General features: G+C 65.0%; 20 protein-coding genes and 1 pseudogene. 10 read left to right on the top strand and 11 right to left on the bottom strand.

The genetic code is table 11. The features are described from left to right. Positions 1 to 26: 26 nt before the first annotated feature. The 4 genes from CH291_RS23160 to CH291_RS23175 all read right to left on the bottom strand — a co-directional run bounded on the left by CH291_RS23160 (position 27) and on the right by CH291_RS23175 (position 3,830). Positions 27 to 1,142, bottom strand: coding sequence for a DUF4192 domain-containing protein (locus CH291_RS23160; RefSeq protein WP_068050659.1), 1,116 nt, complete (start codon positions 1,140 to 1,142; stop codon positions 27 to 29). Positions 1,143 to 1,293: 151 nt separating this feature from the next. Then, complete coding sequence (locus CH291_RS23165; RefSeq protein WP_094688741.1) at positions 1,294 to 2,004, bottom strand: DUF5642 family protein; 711 nt, start codon at positions 2,002 to 2,004, stop codon at positions 1,294 to 1,296. 111 nt (positions 2,005 to 2,115) lie between these two features. Next, positions 2,116 to 2,748, bottom strand: coding sequence for an MBL fold metallo-hydrolase (locus tag CH291_RS23170; protein WP_068050660.1), 633 nt, complete (start codon positions 2,746 to 2,748; stop codon positions 2,116 to 2,118). Beyond that, on the bottom strand, positions 2,745 to 3,830 hold the full coding sequence (locus CH291_RS23175) for an S-(hydroxymethyl)mycothiol dehydrogenase (RefSeq protein ID WP_068050661.1): 1,086 nt from the start codon (positions 3,828 to 3,830) through the stop codon (positions 2,745 to 2,747). Before CH291_RS23175 ends, CH291_RS23170 begins: the two co-directional genes overlap by 4 nt. Positions 3,831 to 3,994: 164 nt before the next feature. On the opposite strand from CH291_RS23175, the gene sthA reads away from it, so the two are divergent. From sthA to CH291_RS23195, 4 genes are all read left to right on the top strand, one after another. Beyond that, positions 3,995 to 5,410: a Si-specific NAD(P)(+) transhydrogenase gene (gene sthA, locus CH291_RS23180; protein ID WP_068050662.1), complete on the top strand. Its 1,416-nt coding sequence runs from the start codon at positions 3,995 to 3,997 to the stop codon at positions 5,408 to 5,410. 198 nt (positions 5,411 to 5,608) lie between these two features. Then, entirely contained in the window at positions 5,609 to 6,553 is a 945-nt protein-coding gene (locus CH291_RS23185) for a proteasome assembly chaperone family protein (protein WP_068050663.1), read from the top strand. Between the two features lie 228 nt (positions 6,554 to 6,781). Next, positions 6,782 to 7,822 carry an alpha/beta fold hydrolase gene (locus CH291_RS23190; RefSeq protein WP_094642397.1) on the top strand — a complete coding sequence of 347 codons (1,041 nt, stop codon included), beginning with the start codon at positions 6,782 to 6,784 and terminating at the stop codon, positions 7,820 to 7,822. 64 nt (positions 7,823 to 7,886) lie between these two features. Continuing rightward, the gene (locus CH291_RS23195; protein ID WP_068050664.1) at positions 7,887 to 10,403 is read left to right on the top strand and encodes a DEAD/DEAH box helicase; all 2,517 of its coding nucleotides are present in this window, start codon (positions 7,887 to 7,889) and stop codon (positions 10,401 to 10,403) included. On the opposite strand, the gene CH291_RS23200 is transcribed toward CH291_RS23195, so the two are convergent. Continuing rightward, positions 10,390 to 11,328, bottom strand: coding sequence for a hydrogen peroxide-inducible genes activator (locus tag CH291_RS23200; protein ID WP_094688742.1), 939 nt, complete (start codon positions 11,326 to 11,328; stop codon positions 10,390 to 10,392). The two genes, CH291_RS23195 and CH291_RS23200, sit on opposite strands and share 14 nt — an antisense overlap. Before the next feature lie 154 nt (positions 11,329 to 11,482). On the opposite strand from CH291_RS23200, the gene CH291_RS23205 reads away from it, so the two are divergent. The 3 genes from CH291_RS23205 to CH291_RS23215 all read left to right on the top strand — a co-directional run bounded on the left by CH291_RS23205 (position 11,483) and on the right by CH291_RS23215 (position 13,360). Then, positions 11,483 to 12,070 (top strand): peroxiredoxin, encoded by a 588-nt coding sequence (locus tag CH291_RS23205; RefSeq protein ID WP_032397906.1) that lies wholly within the window; start codon positions 11,483 to 11,485, stop codon positions 12,068 to 12,070. 1 nt (position 12,071) lies between these two features. Beyond that, positions 12,072 to 12,611: a carboxymuconolactone decarboxylase family protein gene (locus CH291_RS23210; RefSeq protein ID WP_094642035.1), complete on the top strand. Its 540-nt coding sequence runs from the start codon at positions 12,072 to 12,074 to the stop codon at positions 12,609 to 12,611. Between the two features lie 77 nt (positions 12,612 to 12,688). Then, positions 12,689 to 13,360 (top strand): PhzF family phenazine biosynthesis protein, encoded by a 672-nt coding sequence (locus tag CH291_RS23215; protein ID WP_068050668.1) that lies wholly within the window; start codon positions 12,689 to 12,691, stop codon positions 13,358 to 13,360. On the opposite strand, the gene CH291_RS23220 is transcribed toward CH291_RS23215, so the two are convergent. Next, positions 13,350 to 14,024, bottom strand: a complete 675-nt coding sequence (locus CH291_RS23220) for a hypothetical protein (RefSeq protein WP_094688743.1) — start codon at positions 14,022 to 14,024, stop codon at positions 13,350 to 13,352. The genes CH291_RS23215 and CH291_RS23220 overlap by 11 nt on opposite strands. Before the next feature lie 38 nt (positions 14,025 to 14,062). On the opposite strand from CH291_RS23220, the gene CH291_RS23225 reads away from it, so the two are divergent. After that, positions 14,063 to 14,293, top strand: a complete 231-nt coding sequence (locus CH291_RS23225; RefSeq protein WP_068050670.1) for a hypothetical protein — start codon at positions 14,063 to 14,065, stop codon at positions 14,291 to 14,293. Here CH291_RS23225 and CH291_RS23230 read toward each other — a convergent pair. Together CH291_RS23230 and CH291_RS23235 are read right to left on the bottom strand one after the other, a co-directional pair. After that, positions 14,277 to 15,536, bottom strand: a complete 1,260-nt coding sequence (locus tag CH291_RS23230) for an aminotransferase family protein (protein ID WP_094688744.1) — start codon at positions 15,534 to 15,536, stop codon at positions 14,277 to 14,279. The genes CH291_RS23225 and CH291_RS23230 overlap by 17 nt on opposite strands. Before the next feature lie 3 nt (positions 15,537 to 15,539). Beyond that, positions 15,540 to 15,968: pseudogene (locus tag CH291_RS23235) on the bottom strand (Pr6Pr family membrane protein); the annotation flags it as partial. 141 nt (positions 15,969 to 16,109) lie between these two features. Here CH291_RS23235 and hrpA point away from each other — a divergent pair. Further along, positions 16,110 to 20,006 (top strand): ATP-dependent RNA helicase HrpA, encoded by a 3,897-nt coding sequence (gene hrpA / locus CH291_RS23240; RefSeq protein ID WP_094688745.1) that lies wholly within the window; start codon positions 16,110 to 16,112, stop codon positions 20,004 to 20,006. A 12-nt stretch (positions 20,007 to 20,018) separates the two neighbouring features. Here hrpA and nrdR read toward each other — a convergent pair whose 3' ends face one another. Together nrdR and CH291_RS23250 are read right to left on the bottom strand one after the other, a co-directional pair. Further along, positions 20,019 to 20,483 carry a transcriptional regulator NrdR gene (nrdR, locus tag CH291_RS23245; protein WP_008716872.1) on the bottom strand — a complete coding sequence of 155 codons (465 nt, stop codon included), beginning with the start codon at positions 20,481 to 20,483 and terminating at the stop codon, positions 20,019 to 20,021. 100 nt (positions 20,484 to 20,583) lie between these two features. Then, positions 20,584 to 20,997, bottom strand: coding sequence for a hypothetical protein (locus CH291_RS23250; RefSeq protein WP_068050673.1), 414 nt, complete (start codon positions 20,995 to 20,997; stop codon positions 20,584 to 20,586). A gap of 385 nt (positions 20,998 to 21,382) precedes the next feature. Here CH291_RS23250 and lexA point away from each other — a divergent pair, with 385 nt between their 5' ends. Then, positions 21,383 to 22,066, top strand: coding sequence for a transcriptional repressor LexA (gene lexA / locus CH291_RS23255; RefSeq protein WP_037189497.1), 684 nt, complete (start codon positions 21,383 to 21,385; stop codon positions 22,064 to 22,066). A 75-nt stretch (positions 22,067 to 22,141) separates the two neighbouring features. Here the strand turns inward: lexA and CH291_RS23260 are convergent, their stop codons facing one another. Further along, positions 22,142 to 23,284, bottom strand: coding sequence for an acyl-CoA dehydrogenase family protein (locus CH291_RS23260; RefSeq protein ID WP_068050674.1), 1,143 nt, complete (start codon positions 23,282 to 23,284; stop codon positions 22,142 to 22,144). Positions 23,285 to 23,337 lie beyond the last annotated feature (53 nt).

A 23,337-nucleotide genomic window follows, 5' to 3' on the forward strand; every position in this document is an offset into this window, starting at 1 on the left:
CCGATCGTCGATGTGCTCGACTGCCGTCACCGTCGACCGAAGGGGTCGCCGGGGAGCCGAACTCCGCAGGCGCGAGCACACGCGAAGCCGCTCTCGGCCACTTCCCGAACGAGATCGGGACCTGCGCCGGCGCTGAGCGACCGGTCCAGCAGTCGCGCCAGCGAGTAGTTCTCGTCGGCTTCCAGTGCCGCATCGATCGCGATGCGGGCCATCGGTCCGTCTCCGCGGACGTACGCGCTGAAGGCCAGAAGTGTTGCGGCGATGGCTCGTTCGGCCTTCGGCAGGACGCGGGACATCCTCGCCCAGAACTCTTCGACGAATCCCGCGTCGTCACCGAGAGTCAGGGCCAGCAGTGCGTCACGCACCTGGACATGACCGATCGCGAGTGCGATCCGAGCGATGTCGGTCGGATCCAATTCGGTGTCGTACGGCGCTCGCGCGACGTACGACAGCACCGACGTCAGCTCGTCGGTACGAGATCGAATCCCGTCCCGTCGTTGTCGCGAGATCTCGGCGGCAACGGCCCGCACGGTCGCGTCGGGGCCCGGCGCGATGGTCTCGGCCAGCTCGGACCTGGATCGTCTGACGGAGTAGCCGTCGAGCACGCGGGCCACGGTCATCGGCGACGCCGACGGATCGGACATCAGGCCGTGCCGCTGTGGTCCGCGCAACGTCCACCAGTCGGCGGATTCGGCGATCTCCGACGCCGCAAGGGCCTCACCGAGCTGCACTCCGAACGAGGCGAGTGTGGCGTCGAGTTCGGTCACCAGTGCTTCCACGTCGAGTAGATGCGATGTCCGGACGGTTCGATCGAGCCTGTCGTCGACGAACACCGCCATGACCGCGGGAATGTTCTCCATCGCGCAGTAGCCGGCCAGGTAGGCGATGACGTCGAGCATCTCCGGGGTCGCGCGGGTGTGACCGCCCGCGCGCCGATCGATGTGATCGCCGGCCAGGACGAGGTCGTGACGCATCGTGGGTCCGACGCTCGCACCGCCGTCCTTGACCGCGATGAGCACCATAGATCGGTGCGGGTGGAACCCGAGCATGGCCGGTACCGCGGTGATCAGGTCGCTCGGGTGGCCGAGCCGCACGCGATGGCGGGAGTCGAAGTTGCCGTGAGAGTTCGTCGGTGTGTACATACCGGAGAATCCTGGCCGGGGTCCCGACGATCGAAAGAGTCTCGACCTGGGCTTTCGTACTGCCCTGTGGAGAACTGCCGTGCTGTGGATGAATCGCGCCGCCGGCGCTGTGTCCGACCGATTCGTGTCGGTGTCGTCTGCTAGTGCTGCGTCAGCTCTGGCCGACCTTCTGGACTGCCGCGGTGAACAGCTCGTCGAGGGTCATCGCATCGGGCGTGCCCGAGCCGAACGACATGAACGTGGCCGACACTCGCACGTCGTCGATCTGGGCCATCAGTGTCAGCATCGATTGTGTGACGGCGTCGCCGCCTGCTCCCGATGCGACGGTCTGCCGGACGGCCAACGTGTCGTCCGCATCGATGGGCGGTGCAGGCGTCAGAGTGGAGGTCACCGTCGAGGTCGCGCCGGACTTGGTTGCGGTCACCTCGGCGCACTGTTCCAGTTGCTCCTTGCGCGCCGAGAGCGGTTCGTCCACCGCGGTCAACTCGATCGAGATGGTGGACCGGCTGTCGTTGTCGGTGCCGACGATCATGGCCGTGCCCGTCGGGCCGAAATCCTGGTCGGCAGGCTTGCATCCCGCCGGGCTGACCTCGGCACCGGCAGGAATTCCGCTGAGATCGGGTGCGGCTTGCGAGATCGCCTGCTGGGGCAGCACCAGGGCGTCGTACGGTGCCGGGAAGCTGGACGGATCGATCAGCAGCGTGTTCAGATCCACGCCGGACTCCGGCGTCGAAGTGGGGGCACCCGCGCTGGGCTCGGGAGTGCCGGTGACCGTGGAACTGCAGCCGACCAGCACGAGAGCTGCGATCGCTGCCGAGGTCGCGGCGATGGACAGGCGGGTTCTGCGTGCGGCGGGGCTCACAAGACGTCCTCTTCGGGTCGGTGGAACGCCGCAGCACACGCTCCGGCGTCCCACCACTGTCTCATTCCGACCACCTCGAACGCGGCAGGCGACCCACCGCGGTGTCGCAATTCAGCTGCCGCGGGCGATCCATTCCTCGAGGTGCGGTGCTTCGTCGCCGATGCGCGTCCCGTCACCGTGGCCGGTGTTGACTCGGGTCTCGACGGGAAGCGCGAAGAGCCGATCACGGATGGACCCGATGATGGTCGGGAAGTCCGAGTACGACCGTCCGGTGGCACCCGGGCCGCCGGAGAAGAGGGTGTCGCCGCTGAACAACTCCCCCGCTTCCGGCAGGTACAGGCACGTCGATCCAGGTGAGTGCCCGGGCGTGTGCAGCGCCAGGATGTCGGTTCCGGCCACCGTGATGCGCTGACCGTCCTCGAGGGTCGAGTGCCCGACGCCCGGGTGCGTCTGTTCCCACAGCATGTCGTCGGCGGGGTGCAGCAGAATCGGCGCGTCCAACGTATCGGCCAGTTCCGGTGCCACGGTCACGTGGTCGTTGTGGCCATGGGTGCAGATGACGGCCTTGACCGTCCGGCCGGCAACCGCGTCGACGATCGGGGCCGCGGTGTGCGCTGCGTCGACGATCACCACCTCGTCGTCGTCGCCGACCAGCCAGATGTTGTTGTCGACGTCCCAGGTGCCACCGTCGAGGCTGAACGTGCCCGAGGTGACGACGTTCTGGACGCGGAACTTCCCGCTCACAGGACCACCACCGAACGCAGGACGGTGCCCTGATGCATCTTCTCGAAGGCGGCTTCGACGTCGTCGATGGTGATGCGTTCGGTGACGAACTTCTCGAGCGGCAGACGGCCCTGCTGATACAGATCGACCAACTGCGGGAAGTCGCGCTCGGGCAGGCAGTCTCCGTACCAGGAGGACTTGAGCGATCCGCCGCGGGAGAAGAAGTCGATCAGCGGCATCTCGAGGGTCATCTCGGGTGTCGGCACGCCGACAAGCACCACGGTTCCGGCGAGGTCGCGTGCGTAGAACGCCTGCTTCCAGGTCTCCGGGCGACCGACGGCGTCGATGACCACGTCGGCACCGAAGCCTCCGGTGAGCTCCTGGACTGCTTCGACGGCGTCGACCACCGAGGAGTCGACGGTGTGGGTGGCTCCGAGGCCCAGTGCCCATTCGAGCTTGCCCGGGTCACGATCGACCGCGATGATCGTCGACGCGCCGGCCAGGCGTGCTCCGGCGATCGCGGCATCGCCCACTCCGCCGCAGCCGATCACGGCCACCGAATCCCCACGCGAGACGTTGCCGGTGTTCATCGCCGCTCCCAGACCTGCCATCACGCCACAGCCGAGCAGTCCGACCACGGCGGGATCGGCGTCTGCGGCGACCTTGGTGCACTGGCCCTCGTGGACCAGGGTCTTCTCGGCGAATGCGCCGATGCCCAGCGCCGGGGTCAATTCGGTACCGTCTTCGAGGGTCATCTTCTGTGCTGCGTTGTGGGTGTCGAAGCAGTACCACGGAGTGCCGCGCTTGCAGGCTCGACATTCGCCGCACACGGCGCGCCAGTTCAGTACGACGAAGTCTCCGACCTCGACGTGCTCGACGCGGTCGCCGATGGTCTCGACGATTCCGGCCGCCTCGTGTCCGAGCAGGAATGGGAATTCGTCGTTGATGCCGCCTTCGCGGTAGTGCAGGTCGGTGTGACACACCCCGCAGGCCTGGATCTTCACGACGACCTCGTTGGGCCCGGGATCGGGGATGGTGATCGTCTCGATGGAGACGGGCTCGCCCTTGCTCTTGGCGACGACGGCGCGGACCTGCTGCGGCATGTGTTCCTCCACTGAAAATCGGGTGTTTCGTGCTCTGTTCAGCCTCGCACAACGCATCAGCACGTGGCGACATCTGCATGGGTTCGACGCACCGAATCATGGAGTTCACAAGGTTGTGACCGGGTGGGCACGCAGTCTTTGCGTGCGAGCGGTAACTATGACGAATGTCTGAACCCATGGAGTACGACCTGGTGGTCATCGGCTCCGGCCCCGGTGGCCAGAAGGCGGCCATTGCGGCTGCGAAGCTCGGCAAGCGGGTGGCGATCGTGGAGAAGGGCCACATGCTCGGCGGGGTCTGCGTCAACACCGGGACCATTCCGTCCAAGACGCTGCGCGAGGCCGTTCTGTATCTCACGGGCATGAATCAACGGGAGCTGTACGGGGCGAGTTACCGGGTGAAGGCCGATATCACTCCTGCCGATCTGTTGGCCCGAACCCAGCACGTGATCGGCAAGGAGATCGAGGTGGTGCGTTCGCAACTGCTCCGGAACCGCATCGAGCTGATCACCGGCGTCGGCAAGTTTCTCGACGCGCACACCATCGTCGTGGAGGACGAGACGCGGGGTGAGCGCATCACCGTCGCAGCCGCCAACGTGGTGATCGCCACCGGCACCGCTCCTGCCCGTCCGGCCGACGTCGCGTTCGACGACTATCGAGTGCTCGACTCGGACGGAATCCTCAATCTCGAATTCATTCCGGCGTCGATGGTCGTCGTCGGGGCCGGCGTCATCGGAATCGAGTACGCGTCGATGTTCGCTGCCCTCGGAACGAAGGTCACCGTCGTCGAGAAGCGGGATTCGATGCTCGACTTCTGCGATCGAGAGATCATCGAGTCGTTGCAGTTCCACCTCCGCGATCTCGCGGTGACGTTCCGATTCGGCGAGGCGGTGACCGCGGTCGACGTCGGGCCGAACGGGACCGTGACCACGCTGGCGAGCGGCAAGCGCATCCCGGCCGAAACGGTGATGTACTCGGCCGGTCGGCAGGGCCTGACCACGGCGCTGGATCTCGAGAACGCAGGTCTGGAGGCGGACGCCCGGGGTCGGATCTTCGTCGACGAGCACTTCCAGACCAAGGTCGATCACATCTATGCCGTCGGCGATGTCATCGGGTTCCCGGCATTGGCCGCGACGTCGATGGATCAGGGCAGGTTGGCCGCGTATCACGCGTTCGGCGAGTCCGACGCGAAGTTGACCGACGTTCAGCCCATCGGTATCTACTCCATCCCCGAGGTCTCGTACGTCGGAGCCACCGAGGTCGACCTGACTAAGGGATCGATCCCCTACGAGGTCGGGGTATCGAGGTACCGCGAACTCGCCCGGGGGCAGATCGCCGGCGACTCGTACGGGATGTTGAAGTTGCTCGTCTCCACCGAGGATCGGTCGATTCTGGGCGTGCACATCTTCGGGTCGGGTGCGACGGATCTGGTGCACATCGGGCAGGCGGTGATGGGGTGCGGCGGCACCGTCGACTATCTCGTCGATGCCGTGTTCAATTACCCGACGCTGTCCGAGGCGTACAAGGTCGCCGCCCTCGACGTCACCAACAAGATTCGCGCGCTGGCCAACTTCGACCGCTGATCGCCTCGAGTCACCGAGAGCCCTCGGCGCAGGATGGGCGACCGTCCGGGAATGAACGGCAGGCAATCGGTTGTTCTTGTCGGTAGTGATTCGCCACGTTCGACGTCGGCGCGTACACGGCGCGAGCCGAGGGTCGGCGTATTCTGGCTCGAATCTCGCGTCGAGGTACCGACGAGTCGATCCGAAAGGGGCCAGGCCATGACCGAACAGTCGAAGATGTACGAGCTGGAGTTTCCGGCACCGCAAATCTTCTCCAACGACGGCGTCGGACCCGTCCTGGTGCACGGCCTGGAGGGTTTCTCCGACGCAGGTCACGCGGTGAAGTTGGCCACCACCCACCTGCGCGAGAGCCTGGAATCGGAGCTGGTCGCGTCGTTCGACGTCGACGAGTTGATCGATTACCGGTCCCGCCGGCCGACGATGACGTTCAAGTCCGATCATTTCTCGGACTACGACGCTCCCGAACTGAACCTCTATGCCGTCAAGGACAAGTCGGGCACTCCGTTCCTGCTGCTCGCCGGTATGGAACCGGACCTGCGGTGGGAGAAGTTCACCACCGCTGTCAGGCTCCTCGCCGAACAGCTCGGTGTGCGCCGCACCATCGGTCTCGGCTCGATCCCGATGGCCATCCCGCACACCCGGCCACTCGGTGTGACAGCCCACGCCAGCGACAAGGAGCTGGTCAAGGAGGGCAACAGCTGGGCAGGTGATCTGCAGGTACCGGGCAGCGCCTCGTCCCTGCTCGAGCTTCGGATGGCGCAGCACGGTCACGAGTCCATGGGTTTCTCGGTGCACGTTCCGCACTACCTCGCACAGACGGACTACCCCGGTGCGGCCGAGACGTTGCTCGAGAACGTCGGTGAGGCCGCCGACCTGGATCTGCCGCTTGCCGCCCTGGGTGAGGCCGCGGCGCGAGTTCGGGAACAGGTGAACGAGCACATCACCGGGAACGAAGAAGTCCAGTCGGTGGTGCAGGCGCTGGAGCGTCAGTACGACACGTATGTCGCCGCGCAGGAGCAGCAGTCGACGTTGTTGGCCAGTGACGAGCCACTGCCGAGCGGCGACGAACTCGGGGCCGAGTTCGAGCGCTTCCTGGCCGAGCAGGCAAATCTCGACGAGGGAGAGGACAACACCGAGCAGTGACAGTGTGAGTGGTCACAGAACATGATCGATTCGTCGGGCATATAGGACAGTCCGGACCGATCGAAACATACCTGTAACCGCAAATACGCTCGATGTTCTGCCCCGAGCGTCATCTCGTGCGAGAGTCGTAGCAACACGTACTCCGGTACGAAAGTCCACACACTCGTGCACGGCGTCGCCGTTCTGTGCCGCATCGCGCGGTGCACCAGGGAATTTCAGGAGGCGCAGATGAGCACCAATCCGCGCAATCGCAAGCTCCGCCCGGTTCCCGACGAAGAACCACGGCTGATCTTCCGGACCATTCACGGATACCGGCGGGCATTCCGCATGGCCGGCGAAGGTCCGGTTCTGCTGTTGATCCACGGTATCGGTGACAACTCCGAGACGTGGAACGAAGTCATCCCGCACCTCGCGAAGAACTACACCGTCATCGCTCCGGATCTGCTGGGTCACGGTCGCTCGGACAAGCCGCGTGCGGATTACTCCGTCGCCGCGTACGCCAACGGCATGCGCGATCTGCTCTCGGTGCTGGGCATCGAGCACGTCACCGTCGTCGGTCACTCACTGGGCGGCGGCGTCGCCATGCAGTTCGCGTACCAGTTCCCGGGCATGGTCGACAGATTGGCTCTGGTGTCCTCCGGTGGCGTCACCAAGGACGTACATCCCATTCTTCGACTCGCGTCCATGCCGTTTCTGAGCGAGGCCGTCAAACTGCTCCGCCTACCCGGCGCGATCCCGGCGGTGAAGCTGGCGGGTGGCCTGCTGAGCAAACTGCACAGCTCTCCCCTGCGACCCGGATCGCTCCTGCACGACACTCCGGATCTGATCCGCGTGCTGAGCGAGCTCCCGGCCCCGACGACGTACGAGGCGTATCTGCGGACCTTGCGCGCCGTCGTGGACTGGCGCGGCCAGGTGGTCACGATGCTGGACCGCTGTTATCTCACCGAGAATCTCCCCGTTCTGCTCGTGTGGGGTGACCAGGACTCGGTGATTCCGGTCAGTCATGCGCGCCTCGCCCACTCGGCCATGCCCGGTTCCACGTTGGAGGTGTTCGAGAATTCCGGACACTTCCCGTTCCGGGACGATCCGATGCGCTTTCTGCAGGTCGTCGAGGACTTCATCGATTCCACCCCGTCACTGACCTTCGACGAGGTGCGGTGGCGCAACCTGCTCATCACCGGTGTCGGTGAGGACATGATCACCGGAAGCGCCAGCACCCGGATGGCCGTTCTCGGCGCGATGGGTTCCGACGAGCGCAGCGCGACCTGAGGCGTCGCGACGGCCGCTCGGTGTCGATGCGGGTTCGGCCGTCGATCCCACATAGCCTGTAGAGGTGCTTCTCACCGAACTGATTCCCGATGCCGCCGCCGCTCGGTCCGACGGCGTCGACCCGGACGTCCTGTTCGACACGTTCACCACCTGGACTGCCGATCGTGGTCTGACCCTGTATCCCGCGCAGGAGGAAGCTCTCATCGAGCTGGTCTCCGGCTCCAACGTCATCCTGGCGACGCCGACCGGATCGGGCAAGTCGATGGTGGCCATCGGAGCCCACTACGCCGCGATGGCCGCAGGCGTTCGGAGTTTCTACACCGCGCCGATCAAGGCACTCGTCAGCGAGAAGTTCTTCGCCCTGTGCGAGATCTTCGGAGCTCAGAACGTCGGCATGATGACCGGTGACGCGTCGGTCAATTCCGGTGCTCCGATCATCTGCGCCACCGCCGAGATCGTCGCGAACCTCGCTCTGCGCCAAGGTGCCGACTCCGACATCGGTCAGGTGATCATGGACGAGTTCCACTACTACTCCGAGCCCGATCGAGGGTGGGCCTGGCAGGTTCCGTTGATCGAACTGCCGAACGCTCAATTCCTGTTGATGTCGGCGACTCTCGGCGACGTCTCGTTCTTCCGGGACGATCTGACCCGACGCACCGGACGCACGACCACCGTGGTCTCGGGCACCGAGCGTCCGGTTCCCCTGATGTTCTCCTACGTCACCACTCCGATCAGCGAAACCATCGAAGAGTTGGTGCAGACGCACCTCGCGCCGGTCTACGTCGTGCACTTCACCCAGGCTTCGGCACTCGAACGCGCTCAGGCATTGACGAGTGTGAACGTTGCGTCCAAGCAGGAGAAGGCCGAGATAGCCGAGGCCATCGGTGCCTTCCGCTTCACCACCGGATTCGGCAAGACGCTGTCGAGGTTGGTTCGGCACGGTATCGGGGTGCATCACGCAGGCATGCTGCCCAAGTATCGACGGTTGGTCGAGAAGTTGGCGCAGGACGGGCTGCTCAAGGTGATCTGCGGAACGGACACCCTCGGTGTGGGCATCAACGTCCCCATTCGCACCGTGCTGTTCACCGGACTGACCAAGTACGACGGCGTCCGCACCCGCAAACTCCGGGCCCGCGAGTTCCATCAGATCGCGGGCCGCGCGGGGCGAGCCGGATACGACACCCTCGGCACCGTCGTGGTCGAGGCCCCCGAGCACGACATCGAGAACGCCCGTCTGGTGGCCAAGGCCGGCGACGATCCGAAGAAGCTCAAACGCGTACAGCGCAAGAAGGCACCCGACGGTTTCGTCTCGTGGGGCGAGCCGACGTTCGAGCGGATCATCACCGCAAGTCCTGAGCCGCTCACCTCACGGTTCTCGGTGAGCAACGCCATGCTGCTCAATGTCATTGCCCGGCCGGGCAATTGCTTCCATGCCATGCGTCACCTGCTCGAGGACAATCACGAGACCCGGCCCGCTCAGCGCAAGCACATTCTGCGGGCACTCTCGCTCTACCGCGGTCTGGTCGATGCGGGCATCGTCGAACAACTCGACGAGCCGGATGCCGACGGTCGACACGCTCGACTGACCGTGGACCTGCAGCCGGACTTCGCGCTCAATCAGCCGCTGTCGACGTTCGCGGTCGCGTCCTTCGAGCTGCTCGACGCCGAATCACCGACCCATGCCCTCGACGTCGTTTCGATCATCGAATCGACCCTCGACGATCCGCGTCAGATCCTGATGGCGCAACAGCACGCCGCGCGCGGCGAAGCGGTCTCGCAGATGAAGGCCGACGGCATCGAGTACGACGAGCGAATGGAACTGCTCGAGGAGGTCACGTGGCCGAAACCTCTTGCAGAGCTGCTCGTTCCGGCATTCGAGATCTATCGCGGCACGCATCCGTGGCTCTCCGAGGTCGGCCTGTCCCCCAAGTCCGTGGTACGCGACATGGTCGAGCGCGCGATGACATTCGCAGAATTGATCAGCCATTACGGTCTGATGCGGTCCGAGGGACTCGTCCTCCGCTATCTCGCCGACGCCTATCGCACACTGCGCCAGACGGTTCCGCCGGAGTCTCGAACCGAAGAGGTACAGGACATCACCGAGTGGCTGGGTGAACTCGTGCGGCAGGTGGATTCGAGCTTGCTCGACGAATGGGAGAACCTGACGGACCCGGGTGCCGAGCCGGAGGCACTCGTCGAGGCGTACGGATCCGATGTGCCGCGTCCGATCTCGGCCAACCCGCGGGCCTTCCGAATTCTCGCGCGCAATGCGATCTTCCGCCGAGTCGATCTGGCGGCGCGCCGACAGTGGAACGCCCTCGACGACCTCGACGACGGCCCGGACTGGGAGACGGAACTGGAACCGTTCTTCGCCGAGTACGGCTCGATCGGAACCGGACCATCGGCCCGCGGCCCCGCGCTGTTCACGCTGAACGTCGGTGCGGAGTCCACCACGGTGCGTCAGGTGTTGGAGGATCCCGACGGTGACCACGGCTGGTCGCTCGACGCCGTCGTCGATGTGCCGGAGTCCGATGCGGCGGGCGAGATCGTGTTCGACGAGATCGTGATCACGCCCGGCTGAGTCCACGTGCGTTGTCGGCGAGGACCTCTGCGGCGAGAAGACTTGCGAGCGCACTGTATTCGGCGGCGCGCGCACTCGAAGCTCGGTGAACGAGACCGATGGTGCGGCCGGGAGCAGGGTGGGCGAACTCTGCGGTGGACAAGCCCGCACGAGCGACCTCGACCTCGACGGCGCTGCGCGGCAGCAGCGTCAGGCCGAGCCCTCCTGCAACGCACTGCACCACCGTGGTCAGCGACGTTGCCCGGGTATCGCTCGCATCGGGTGCGGTGTCGACCGAGCGACACAGATCCAGGGTCTGCTCGCGCAGGCAGTGCCCCTCGTCGAGGAGGAGCAGAGGGAGACCGCGGAGGTCGGCGACCGTCAGATCCCGACGCCCCGCGAGAGGGTGCTCGGCAGGGAGCGCGAGCACGAAATCCTCGGTGTACATGGCTGTTTCGATCAAACCCGGATCGGCGAGGGGCAGCGCGAGAACGGCGACGTCGAGTGCACCGGACCGGAGTCCGTCGAGCAGTCGAGCGGTAAGATCCTCCACTATTCTCGGTACGAGGTCGGGGTACTCGACGCGCACGGCCGGGAGCACTGCGGGCAGCACGTAGGGTGCCACGGTGGGAATGATCCCGAGCCGCATACCACCGGTCAGCCGACCGCCCAATCCTGCTGCGGTAGCGACCAATCCGTCCACGGCGTCGAGTGCCGCAGTCGCCCGACCGAGTAACTGACCGCCGGCCGACGTCAGCAAGACCCTGCGGGTGCTGCGCTCGATCAACTGCACCCCCAGCCCCTGCTCCAACGTGGCGAGAGCTTGCGACAGAGACGGCTGAGTGATGTTCAGTTGCGTTGCTGCACTGCCGAAATGGCGATGACAGGCAATTGCGACGAAGGCACGCAGATGCGACAGGGTCGGCTGATAGCTTCGATCGGTCACGCCTATCAGTGTAGTGCCACTCATCACGTTTACCTTTCACCACATTTTTGGCACACTCGTACCGGTCGGCCGGGCTCGTACGGCTGCATTCACGCCACCGATCCGAACCGCCCACATACGGAACCGACGCGATCATTCGACACGAGGAGACCACATGGCACTGTTGACAATTGGCGACCAGTTCCCTTCATACAACCTCACCGCCGTCATCGGCGGAGACCTCTCCAAGGTGAACGCCCAGCAGCCCGACGACTACTTCACCACCGTCACCAGTGACGACCACGCGGGCAAGTGGCGCATCGTCTTCTTCTGGCCCAAGGACTTCACGTTCGTGTGCCCCACCGAGATCGCCGCGTTCGGCAAGCTGAACGAGGAGTTCGAGGACCGCGACGCACAGGTCCTCGGCGCGTCGGTCGACAACGAGTTCGTTCACTTCCAGTGGCGCGCACAGCACGACGAGCTCAAGACGCTTCCCTTTCCCATGCTGTCGGACCTCAAGCGCGAATTGGCTGCTGCCACCGGCGTTCTCAATGCCGACGGTGTGGCCGACCGCGCCACCTTCATCGTCGACCCCAACAACGAGATCCAGTTCGTGTCGGTCACGGCAGGCTCGGTGGGGCGCAACGTGGACGAGGTCCTGCGAGTTCTCGACGCCTTGCAGTCCGACGAGCTGTGCGCCTGCAACTGGAAGAAGGGTGATCCCACCATCGACGCAGGCGAACTGCTGACGGCGAGCGTCTGACATGACGATCGACAACCTCAAGAACGCCGTCCCCGAGTACGCCAAGGACCTCAAGCTCAATCTCGGTTCCATCGCCCGCTCCACGGTGCTCAGCGAGCAGCAGCTATGGGGCACCCTGCTGTCGGTGGCCGCAGCGTCGAAGTCCGCGACGACGTTGAAGGAGATCGCCGAGGACGCAGCCGATTCACTGTCGGCCGAGGCGTACAACGCCGCCCTCGGTGCCGCGTCGATCATGGGCATGAACAACGTCTTCTACCGAACCAAGGGATACCTGGACGGCAAGTACGACGATCTGCGCGCCGGTCTGCGCATGAACATCATCGGCAACCCCGGCGTGGAGAAGGCCGACTTCGAGCTGTGGTCGCTCGCGGTCTCGGCCGTCAACGGGTGCAACCACTGCCTGGAAGCACACGAGAAGACGCTGCGCGCCGAGGGCGTCGACCGCGAGAAGATCTTCGAGGCCATCCGCGCCGCGTCGATCGTCGCGGGTGTCGCGCAAGCGATCGAAGCAGGGCGAATCCTCGACGGTGCCGCCGTCTGAGCGTCGACCCGACCTGATCACCGAACGAGGGATCCGCGACCGCGGGTCCCTCGTTCGGCGTTTGGTACCGTCCGGGCATGGCTACCGACGTGTCCGTCGTCCGAGTGTTCACCGATGCCGACGGCAGGTTCGGTAACCCCCTCGGCATCGTCGCCGCGGATGACGTCGCCGAGGCGGACCGACAGCAGTTCGCCACCGAGCTCGGCTTCAGCGAGACGGTGTTCGTCGATCGCACCGATTCCGGTACGGCCTCGGCCACCATCTACACGCCCGCCGTGGAATTGCCCTTCGCCGGGCATCCCACGGTCGGACTCTCGTGGTGGCTGCGCGAGCAGGGACACCCGATCGAAGTACTCACAGTTCCTGCCGCGCCGCTGAACATCCGCTACGAGGGCGAGCACACCTGGGTTCGGGCCCGAGCCGACTGGACTCCGCACTTCACCTTCCATCAGGTCCAGGACGCGGCCGAGGTGACGGCAGCGGACCCGAGTGCGTACGACAGCGGGCACCACTACGTCTGGGCCTGGACCGACGAGGAGCACGGCGCGCTGCGGTCACGCATGTTCGCACCGATGATGGGTATCGCCGAGGACGAAGCGACCGGCGCTGCCGCCGTCCGGCTGACCGGTGAACTCGGCCGGAGCCTGAACATCCTGCAGGGAGCCGGATCTCGATTGCACACTACCTTCGAAGCCGGATGGGTGGAGCTGGGCGGACGTACCGCGGCGGACGCGTCGATCAGCGTGTGACGGGTACGTCCACTTCGATTTCCTCGCCCAGACGAACACCGTCGGCGAGTGGGAGTCGATCGCCGCTCCAGAACTTTCCTGGGTCGAACCAGTTGGCTTTCTTGTTGCCCGTGAGCAGACCCATCGCGTCGTAGGTCATGGCCACCACCTCTGCGCAGTAGGCGGTTTCGAGGGTTGCTCCCTCACGTTGGCTGCGACGCAGTGTGGGGACTCGGCCCCGGAACCAACGACCGGCGAGCGAGGCGGTGGTCGGAAAGGCTGTGCCGTCCAAGCGGGCGATGGTGCGAAGCAGGGCGTCCTCCTGCTCTTTCGTCACGGACGGGGTGGAGCCTGCGGAACGACCCGCGTATCCGTCCAATTGTCGCAGCCAGCACCGCTGTTCGTACTTCGTGGCCCACTGGGTCACGGCCGCTTGCAGATCGTGCAGCTGCACTCCGCGCTGGAAGTTGCCGCTCCACATGTCCTGCAACGACTTCCCCAGTTCGGCGTGCCACATCAGCGGAGGCAGGTCGGCGATCACGACGGACATGCCGACGTGATTGACCGGACTGTTGGTCAGTGCCTGGATTGCGCGATCGGCGTTCGACTGTCCGCGGAAGATCCAGATGTCGCCCGTTCTGGTGGCCTCGACTGCGGTATCGAGGCTGATTCGCGACGGATTCATGGTCCACACCCTAGATCTCGTGACGGTACGGTGGCCGGATGAACGTGTGGAAGGCTGTCGGTCTCGCCGGGATGGTCGGTGTCGCGGCCACCGGGGCGTTGGTGGTTCGATCCGAGCGCAAGCGTCGTGCCTACGCGCCCGAGGAAGTGCGCGAGCAGCTGCACCGTCGTTTCGCGGCTGTCTCCGACGAGCCGACACCGGCACCCGCTCCCCCGCTGTCGCGAGGGAAGCAGCTGCTCGGCAGACTTCGGTTCAGCCGAGCGCGCTGAGGATCCGCGCGGCCAACTCTTCGATCTCGGCGTCGGTCATGACGAATGCAGGCGAGATCTGCATCGCACCCTGGCCGGCGGCGCGGCCGGAGACCCCGTGTGCCCGAAGCGTTTTGACGAAAGGCAATGCTTCGGCCGGGTCGGCGAGCTGCACGGCGGCAACAGCACCGATTCCGCTGCGGATCTCCGATACTCGGTCGTGTGCGGCCAGTGGCGCGAGGTGGGTGTGCAGGGCCGCCTCGATGCGCTTGGAGTGCGAGAGCAGCTCTTCGCGCTCGATGATGTCGAGGTTGGCCATCGCTGCCGCGGCCGCTCCGGCGTGGCCGCCGTAGGTGTACCCGTGTCGCCACCACACGCCGCCCGCGAAGAACGGCTCGGCGATCTTCGGGGCGATGAAGACAGCACCCATCGGTACGTACCCGGACGTCAACCCCTTGGCGGTCGTCATCAGGTCGGGTTCGAGCTCGAACCGGGTGGAGGCGAACCAGCTGCCGCCGATCCGACCGAATCCGGTGACGACCTCGTCCGCGACGAACAGCACGTCGTTGTCGCGACAGATCTGCCGCACCTCGCGCAGGTAGCCCTCCGGCGGCAGGTAGATTCCGCCGGCACCGATGACCGGCTCGCAGAAGAAGGCGGCCACGTTCTCGGCACCGACCTCCTCGATCAGCGCCAGCAGCGACTTCGCGTCGTCCCACGCCACTGTCTTGGCGTCGGGCATCAGCTCACCGTAGTTCTCCTTGTTGACCGGGATACCGGCCAGCGCGGTGCCGGCGACGTGCATGCCGTGATAGGCCTTCTGTCGTCCGACGATGATCTTCTTGGCCGGTTGTCCCATTTCGACCCAGTAGCGGCGCGCGAGCTTCGCGGCGGTATCGATGGAGTCCGAGCCACCGGAGGTGAAGAAGATCTTGCTACCCGGAACCGGTGCGATGGCAGCGAGACGATCGGCCAAGGCCAGCGTGGTCTCGGGTACGAAGTCGCCGAAGTTCGAGTAGTGAGCGATCGAGCTCAGCTGTGTGGCAACGGCATCGGCGATCTCGCGTCGGCCGTGACCGACGTTGGTGAACCACAGACCGGCGGTCGCGTCGAGATACTTCGTTCCCTTGCTGTCGAAGATGTACGCACCCTCGCCTCGCGAGACGACGAACGGCCCGCTGGCGGTGACGTTGCCCATGTCGGCGAAGCCGTGCCACAGCGCGGAGGAGTGTGTGGTGGCCGCTGGATCGAGGTCGGAAGACATGCGCTACACAGTAGTGGAGTCCGATTCGCTCGAGACCGATCCGTGCCTCCACCGTCCCGCGAGCCGTCCGAGAGCATTCACTGCCAGCGCCATGAGCGCGAAAGCGACGGTCAACACCACCAGCCCGACGGCAAGCGCGGGGTATCCCCGTTCCCTCGGCTCGAGGAAGGGATACGGGTACCAGTCGACGACGGGTCCACGGATCAGGGTGTAGATCCCATAGACCAGCGGGAAGAGCAACCACGTCAGGCTGCGTGACTCGGAGATCTGCCGACGCGGTGGAGCGAGAATCCAGTCGAACAGAAGGACCACGGGCATGATTCGATGCACCACGTTGTCGGTCCACGGATCCGCGACACCGACATCGATGTTCGCGAGCAACACCGCGTAGATGATCCCGGTGATCACCATGTAGAGCGTCACCGATCCGCGAACAGCACCCGCAGCGTCCTGATCGGTACCGGCGTACGCGGTTCGGCAGTGACATCGTGCACGATGCTCATACGGCGATCCTGGCACAGTCTCGGCCGCCATTCACGACGGTTGCATCGATGCGGATATCCTGGAGCGAGTATGTCTACCTCGAATTTGTCCGGTCAGCGAAAATCTCTCGCTACACGTCTGGCAGACGTCACGATCCGGGACGAGAACCGGCTGCGGCGGCGACTGGACAAGGCTCGTACCGACGACGCGTTCGCCGCTCTCGAACGCGATGTCGCCCGCGCCGAGACGGTAGTGGCCAATCGCCGCGCGGCGGTGCCGACCCTCGAGTTCCCCGAGTCGCTTCCGGTCAGTCTGCGCAAGGACGACATCGCAGCCGCCATCGCCGAACACCAGGTCGTCATCGTCGCCGGTGAGACCGGTTCAGGGAAGACCACTCAGATTCCCAAGATCGCTCTCGCACTGGGTCGCGGAATTCGCGGGTCGATCGGTCACACCCAACCGCGCAGGCTCGCTGCCCGCACGGTGGCCGAACGCATCGCCGAGGAGGTGGGCGAGCCCCTGGGCGAATCCATCGGCTACAAGGTGAGGTTCACCGATCAGTCCTCGGATTCGACCCTCGTCAAGCTGATGACCGACGGCATCCTGCTGGCGGAGATCCAGCGAGACAGACTGCTGCGGCAGTACGACACCCTGATCATCGACGAAGCGCACGAGCGCAGCCTCAACATCGACTTCATCCTGGGTTACCTGGCGCAGCTTCTCCCCCGGCGTCCCGACCTCAAGATCGTCATCACCTCGGCGACGATCGACCCCGAACGGTTCGCCCAGCACTTCGCGCGGGACGGCGTGCCTGCCCCGATCATCGAGGTCTCCGGTCGCACGTTCCCGGTCGAGATGCGCTATCGGCCACTGACCGTCGACGCCGGGGACACCACGATCGATCTCGACCCCGTCGACGCGACCTGCCAGGCCGTCGACGAGCTGATGGCCGAGGGCGACGGCGACATTCTGGTGTTCCTGTCCGGTGAACGCGAGATTCGCGACACCGCCGACGCCCTGAACGATCGCAATCTCCGCAACACCGAGATCGTTCCTCTGTATGCGAGACTCTCTGCGGCCGAACAACACCGAGTGTTCTCCCCGCATTCGGGTCGACGCGTGGTGCTCTCGACGAACGTCGCGGAAACATCGCTGACGGTCCCTGGCATCCGCTACGTGGTCGACCCCGGTACCGCCCGCATCTCGCGATATTCGTTGCGCACCAAGGTGCAACGACTCCCCATCGAGCCGATCTCCCAGGCGTCGGCGCGGCAGCGGGCCGGCCGCTGTGGCCGCGTCGCCGACGGCATCTGCATCCGGCTGTATTCCGAAGAGGATTTCGAGTCACGTCCACAGTTCACCGAGCCGGAGATACTGCGCACCAACCTGGCGTCGGTCATCCTGCAGATGACCGCACTCGGGCTGGGCAAGATCGACGCGTTCCCGTTCGTCGAACCGCCCGATCCGCGCAGTATCAGGGACGGAATCGGACTGCTCGAGGAACTCGGTGCGCTGAAGCCGGCCACCAAGGACGGCACTGCAGAGCTGACCCCGATCGGCCGGGAACTCTCGGCACTGCCGGTCGATCCTCGGATGGCTCGGATGCTCGTCGAGGCCAACGGCAACGGCTCTCTTCGCGACGCGTTGGTGGTTGTGGCGGCCCTGTCGATTCAGGACGTTCGGGAGCGGCCCGCCGAGCATCAGCAGGCAGCGGACGAGAAGCATGCACGCTTCGCAGTGGAGAACTCCGACTTCCTGGCGTACGTGAAACTGTGGACGTATCTGCGCGAGCAGCGAAACGAATTGTCCTCCAACCAGTTCCGACGCATGTGCCGAACAGAGTTCCTGCACTACCTACGTATTCGCGAGTGGCAGGATCTGCACGGCCAACTGCGTCAGATCACCCGCGGGCTCGGGTGGACGGTGCCCGACGCCGATTCCACCGAGACCGCCCTGCATCAGTCGCTGCTGTCCGGGCTGCTCTCGCACGTCGGACTCAGGGAGGGGGACAAACGCGAGTTCCTCGGCGCGCGCGGAGCTCACTTCGCGATATTCCCCGGTTCGGGTCTGTTCAAGAAGCCCCCGCGCTGGGTCATGGCCGCCGAGCTGGTCGAGACCGGGCGCCTGTGGGGCCGTATGGCTGCTCGCATCGAACCGGAGTGGGCCGAGCGGTTGGCACCGCATCTGGTCAAGCGGACGTACTCGGAACCACATTGGTCGATCAAGCGTGAATCGGCGATGGCCTACGAGCGGGTGACGCTGTACGGCATTCCGTTGGTGACGCAACGTCCGGTGAACTATCACCGTATCGACCCCGAGGCGTCCCGAGAGCTGTTCATCAGACATGCGCTGGTGGAGGGCGAGTGGAAGACCCAGCATGCCTTCTTCCACAAGAACAGGGCACTGCTCGACGACGTGGGTGAACTCGAACATCGCGCCCGACGGCGAGACATCGTCGTCGACGACGACGCTCTGTTCGACTTCTACGACGCCCGCATCGCCCCAGAGGCGGTGTCGGCACGGCACTTCGACACCTGGTGGAAGAAGGCCCGCAGACAGGACCCGGCGCTGCTCGACTTCACCACCGACACCGTCGTCAACTCCGACGCGGCCTCGGTACTGACCGGCGCGTATCCCGACGCATGGCGACAGGGCGAGATCCAGTTTCCCCTGACCTACCAGTTCGAGCCGGGCACGGCGGCCGACGGCGTCACCGCACGAATTCCGATCGCTCTGCTCGCTCAGGTACAGCCGGTGGGCTTCGACTGGCTGGTCCCTGGGATGCGCGGTGAGTTGGTGACCGCACTGATCAAGACGCTTCCGAAAGCGTTGCGCCGCAATGTCGTACCGGCCCCCGACTTCGCAGCCGCGGCGTTGGCGGTCATGCGGCCCCGCGCCGAAACGTTGGTCACGGCATTGGCCCGTGAGCTCTCGCGGGCGGCCCAGTGCCACATCACGGCGAAGGACTTCGATGTTGCGGCACTCCCCGAGCACCTGAGAATGACGTTCGCGGCCGTCGATCCGTCCGGAAAGGTGTTGGGCAGCAACAAGGATCTGACCGCTCTGCGTACCGGTTTGTCCGGTGAGGTCGGCCGTCAGGTGGCCAGCGCGGTGGGTGACGCCGAGCGTGCGCCCTCGCTGGCGTGGACCTCGAGCACGCTGGGACGGTTGGAGTCGACCGTCACCCGAGATGTGGGAGGCCAGAAGGTCACCGGCTATCCGGCTTTGGTGCCGGAAGGACCGGGCGTGGCGGTTCGAGTCCTGAGCACCCCTGCTCAGCAGCGGGCAGCGATGCGTTCCGGAACCAGGGCTCTGCTGCTGTCGACTGCGCCGAAGGGCACCAAAGCACTGTTGGCCGGATTACCGACGGCGGAACGGCTTGCCCTCGGCCAGAATCCGTACGGCGGAGTCGATGCACTGCTCGAGGAATGCCGGGTTCTCGCGGTCGAGGAAGCAATGGACGCGCACGGTGGACCGGTACGAGATCCCGAGGCTTTCGACAAGCTCAGGGCGCTCGTGCACGCGGAGGTTCCGCAGCGTACCGCCGCGGTCCTCGCCCTGGTTCGTCCTGTGCTGACCGCTGCCCTGGCTTTGTCGGCGCAACTGCAATCAGCCTCGGGTGAGCCGGCAGACGATGTTCGGGAGCAGCTCGACGGCTTGATCTTTCGCGGATTCGTCACCGAGTTCGGTTCTCGCAGATTGGCGGACCTGCCGCGCTATCTCGCGGCGGCGACGAAGCGGTTGGCCACTCTGCCGAGCAGCGCAGGCCGTGACGCGGCGGCGATGGATGTACTCGATCGGGTGTACGCGTCGTACGGACGACTGCTGGATTCGCTTCCGGAGAGCAGAAAGAACAGTTCCGGGGTGCAGGAGTTGTTCTGGATGATCGAGGAGCTGCGCGTGGGACTGTTCGCCCAAGGGATTCGTACGGCGTATCCGGTCTCCGAGAAGCGCATCGAGAAGGCGATCTCGGACCAGAGCCGCTGACGGGCGGAACTGTCAGTCGATGTCGGCGGACTCGCGGTGCTTACGCAGTTCGTGGATTTCCTTCTCGAAGTCCTCGGCCGAACTGAACGAGCGGTACACGGAGGCGAAGCGCAGGTACGCCACTTCGTCCAGATCACGGAGCGGACCGAGAATGGCCAATCCCACTTCGTTGCTGGGGATCTCCGCTGATCCCGCTGCACGGATTGCGTCCTCGACCTGCTGTGCCAGCAGGTTCAGCGCATCGTTGTCGACATCTCTGCCCTGGCACGCGCGTCGAACTCCCTTGACGACCTTCTCGCGGCTGAACGGCTCGGTCACGCCGCTGCGCTTCACGACTGCAAGCACTGCTGCCTCGACGGTCGTGAAACGACGACCGCACTCCGGGCAGGAGCGACGCCGCCGGATTGCCTGTCCCTCGTCCATCTCACGCGAATCGACCACGCGTGAGTCGGGATGCCTGCAGAACGGGCAATGCATGAGGGACCCTCCGTCGTAGCCGATGCTCCGACGACGAGCACGCACATCGGGGCAGTCCACCGAGGATACTCAGCCTTCTCGAACCCGACGGGGGCGGTGGTCATCTGCCGGTCGTGTACTCGACGAGAGCCCCGTCGTGCACTTCGACCACACCGGCCGGCTGCACACCTGCATCGGGTGCAACTGCTCGCAGGTTCGCGATGCCGATCAGACCACCGGCCACGACGACCACTGCGAGCATCCACAACACCAGCGATCGCAGTCGAACCGGCTGGCTCGCGAAGTGCGCGGAGGTCGCGTCGAACTCGCGATCGGCATCCTCGCGGTCGGTGACGTCGGTCCACGACGGGTCGAGGACCGGAAGGCACGGTGCGCTCTGTGTGCGAGGCACCGTGGTGACGCCGTGCATCCCGAGGGGACTCCGCAGAACGGGACGGGCCCGGCGACGACGCTCGACGACGGTGGACCGGGCACGGACACCGGCGGCGGTGGGGCGATCGGTGATGATGGTCATCGGAACCTCGACTTCGCTCGTTGGATCGATTGTTCGATCAGGCGTTCGATGGACGCTTGTTCGAAGTTCTATCACGAGCCTCCGACAAAGTCTGCAGAAAACGCGACACGAGTCGAACAGATGTTTGATTCAACAGCTGATACACGCTAGATTCGTGTCAGAAACCACACGCCACACGAGTCGACACCATCAACTCCAGTCCGCGCAGACCTACCCCGCAGACCGGATCCCAGGACACCAGCAGGAGGCCGACAGCATGAAGGACGAGACCTCGACGAGGTCGACCACGCGTTCCACGACGACGGGTTCCAGGACGACCGGAGCCAAGGCCACCGCCACCAAGGCCGCAGCAGGAAAGCCGGCCGCGGAACCCACGTCCAAGGCAATGGAGGTCGGCACCGACATCAGTGCGGGTCTGACCGAGCGGCAGCGGAAGGTACTCGAGGTCATTCGCGCGTCGGTCACCGAGCGCGGCTACCCGCCCAGCATCCGCGAGATCGGCGATGCGGTCGGTCTGACATCGACCTCCTCCGTTGCTCACCAGCTGCGCACCCTCGAGCGCAAGGGCTTCCTCAGGCGCGACGCCAACCGCCCCCGTGCCGTCGACGTCCGGGGTCTCGACGAGGTGCAGGCCGACCAGGCTGCCGCCGCGGTCGACGGTTCCTCGGCGTCCGAGGAACAGGATCGGTTGCCGACCCCGACGTTCGTGCCGGTGCTTGGCCGGATCGCAGCCGGCGGTCCGATCCTGGCCGAAGAGGCCGTCGAGGACGTGTTCCCGCTCCCCCGCGAGCTGGTCGGTCAGGGCTCTCTGTTTCTGCTCAAGGTGGTCGGCGAGTCGATGATCGACGCGGCCATCTGCGACGGCGACTGGGTGGTGGTTCGTCAGCAGTCCGTGGCCGACAACGGTGACATCGTCGCTGCGATGATCGACGGGGAGGCCACCGTCAAGACGTTCAAGCGGTCCAAGGGCGAGGTGTGGCTGCTGCCGCACAATCCGCTGTTCGAGCCCATTCCGGGCAACAACGCCGCGATCCTCGGCAAGGTCGTGACCGTGATGCGCAAGCTGTAGAGATTGTCACGGCAGTGACATGCGAAGGGCCGCAGCACATGTGCTGCGGCCCTTAGCGTGCTTCGGATCAGCGGATCACAGATTCAATCCGCGGCCGATGATCTCCTTCATGATTTCGGTGGTGCCGCCGTAGATGGTCTGCACGCGGGAGTCCATGTACGCCTTGGCGATCGGGTATTCCTTCATGTAGCCGTAGCCACCGTGCAACTGCAGGCACCGGTCGATCAGTTTGACCTGATTCTCGGTGGTCCACCATTTCGCCATGGCAGCCTCTTGCACGGTCAGCTTGTCTTCGTTGAGCAGTTCGATGAACTTGTCCACCATGATGCGGGTGGCGGTGGTCTCGGTGGCCAACTCCGCCAACACGAATCGGGTGTTCTGGAACTTGCCGATCGACTTCCCGAAGGCCTTGCGGTCGCGGCAGTACTGGATCGTCATCTCGAGCGCGGATTCCATCGCGGCGGCCGCGACGACGGCGATCGACAGGCGTTCCTGGGGCAGATTCTGCATGAGGTAGATGAAGCCCATGCCTTCCTCGCCCAGCAGGTTGGCGGCGGGCACGCGCACGTCGGTGAAGCTGAGTTCGGCGGTGTCCTGAGCCTTCATGCCGATCTTGTCGAGGTTGCGGCCGCGCTCGAATCCGGGCATGTCGCGTTCCACGACCAACAGGCTGAAGCCCTGTGCGCCCTTCTCGGGGTCGGTGCAGGCCACGACGATGATCAGGTCGGCGTTGATTCCGTTGGTGATGAACGTCTTCGAGCCGTTGAGCACCCAGTCGTCGCCGTCACGGACAGCCTTGGTCTTGATGCCCTGCAGGTCGCTTCCGGTGCCGGGCTCGGTCATCGCGATCGCGGTGATCAGTTCGCCGGAGCAGAATCCGGGGAGCCAGCGCTGCTTCTGCTCGTCGTTGGCAAGGTCGATGAAATACGGCGCGACGACGTCGTTGTGCAGGGTGAAGCCGATACCGCTGTATCCGCCGCGGGTGGTTTCCTCGGTGACGATGGCGTTGTAGCGGAAGTCCTTGACTCCGCCGCCACCGAATTCCTCGGGCGCTGCCGTTCCGAGGAAGCCCTGCTTACCGGCCTCGACCCAGACGTCGCGGTCGACGATGTTCTGCTCTTCCCACTTCGCATGGTTCGGCGCTACGTGCTGATCGAGAAACTTCCGGTACGACTCCCGGAACAGCTCGTGCTCGGGCTCGAAAAGTGTGCGTTCCACGCAGATCTCCTTGTTCGGTGCATACCGACATCGACCTGTGAACGGTGTCATTC

Source organism: Rhodococcus sp. 14-1411-2a, from assembly GCF_002259485.1.
Lineage (GTDB): Bacteria > Actinomycetota > Actinomycetes > Mycobacteriales > Mycobacteriaceae > Rhodococcoides.

Coding starts and splice junctions, on each gene's coding strand:
- CH291_RS23190 (WP_094642397.1), top strand. CDS start 6,782: ATGAGCACCAATCCGCGCAATCGCAAGCTCCGCCCGGTTCCCGACGAA.
- nrdR (WP_008716872.1), bottom strand. CDS start 20,483: ATGCATTGCCCGTTCTGCAGGCATCCCGACTCACGCGTGGTCGATTCG.
- CH291_RS23185 (WP_068050663.1), top strand. CDS start 5,609: ATGACCGAACAGTCGAAGATGTACGAGCTGGAGTTTCCGGCACCGCAA.
- CH291_RS23215 (WP_068050668.1), top strand. CDS start 12,689: ATGGCTACCGACGTGTCCGTCGTCCGAGTGTTCACCGATGCCGACGGC.
- CH291_RS23175 (WP_068050661.1), bottom strand. CDS start 3,830: ATGCCGCAGCAGGTCCGCGCCGTCGTCGCCAAGAGCAAGGGCGAGCCC.
- CH291_RS23205 (WP_032397906.1), top strand. CDS start 11,483: ATGGCACTGTTGACAATTGGCGACCAGTTCCCTTCATACAACCTCACC.
- sthA (WP_068050662.1), top strand. CDS start 3,995: ATGTCTGAACCCATGGAGTACGACCTGGTGGTCATCGGCTCCGGCCCC.
- CH291_RS23250 (WP_068050673.1), bottom strand. CDS start 20,997: ATGACCATCATCACCGATCGCCCCACCGCCGCCGGTGTCCGTGCCCGG.
- lexA (WP_037189497.1), top strand. CDS start 21,383: ATGGAGGTCGGCACCGACATCAGTGCGGGTCTGACCGAGCGGCAGCGG.
- CH291_RS23160 (WP_068050659.1), bottom strand. CDS start 1,142: ATGTACACACCGACGAACTCTCACGGCAACTTCGACTCCCGCCATCGC.
- hrpA (WP_094688745.1), top strand. CDS start 16,110: ATGTCTACCTCGAATTTGTCCGGTCAGCGAAAATCTCTCGCTACACGT.
- CH291_RS23225 (WP_068050670.1), top strand. CDS start 14,063: ATGAACGTGTGGAAGGCTGTCGGTCTCGCCGGGATGGTCGGTGTCGCG.
- CH291_RS23220 (WP_094688743.1), bottom strand. CDS start 14,024: ATGAATCCGTCGCGAATCAGCCTCGATACCGCAGTCGAGGCCACCAGA.
- CH291_RS23210 (WP_094642035.1), top strand. CDS start 12,072: ATGACGATCGACAACCTCAAGAACGCCGTCCCCGAGTACGCCAAGGAC.
- CH291_RS23230 (WP_094688744.1), bottom strand. CDS start 15,536: ATGTCTTCCGACCTCGATCCAGCGGCCACCACACACTCCTCCGCGCTG.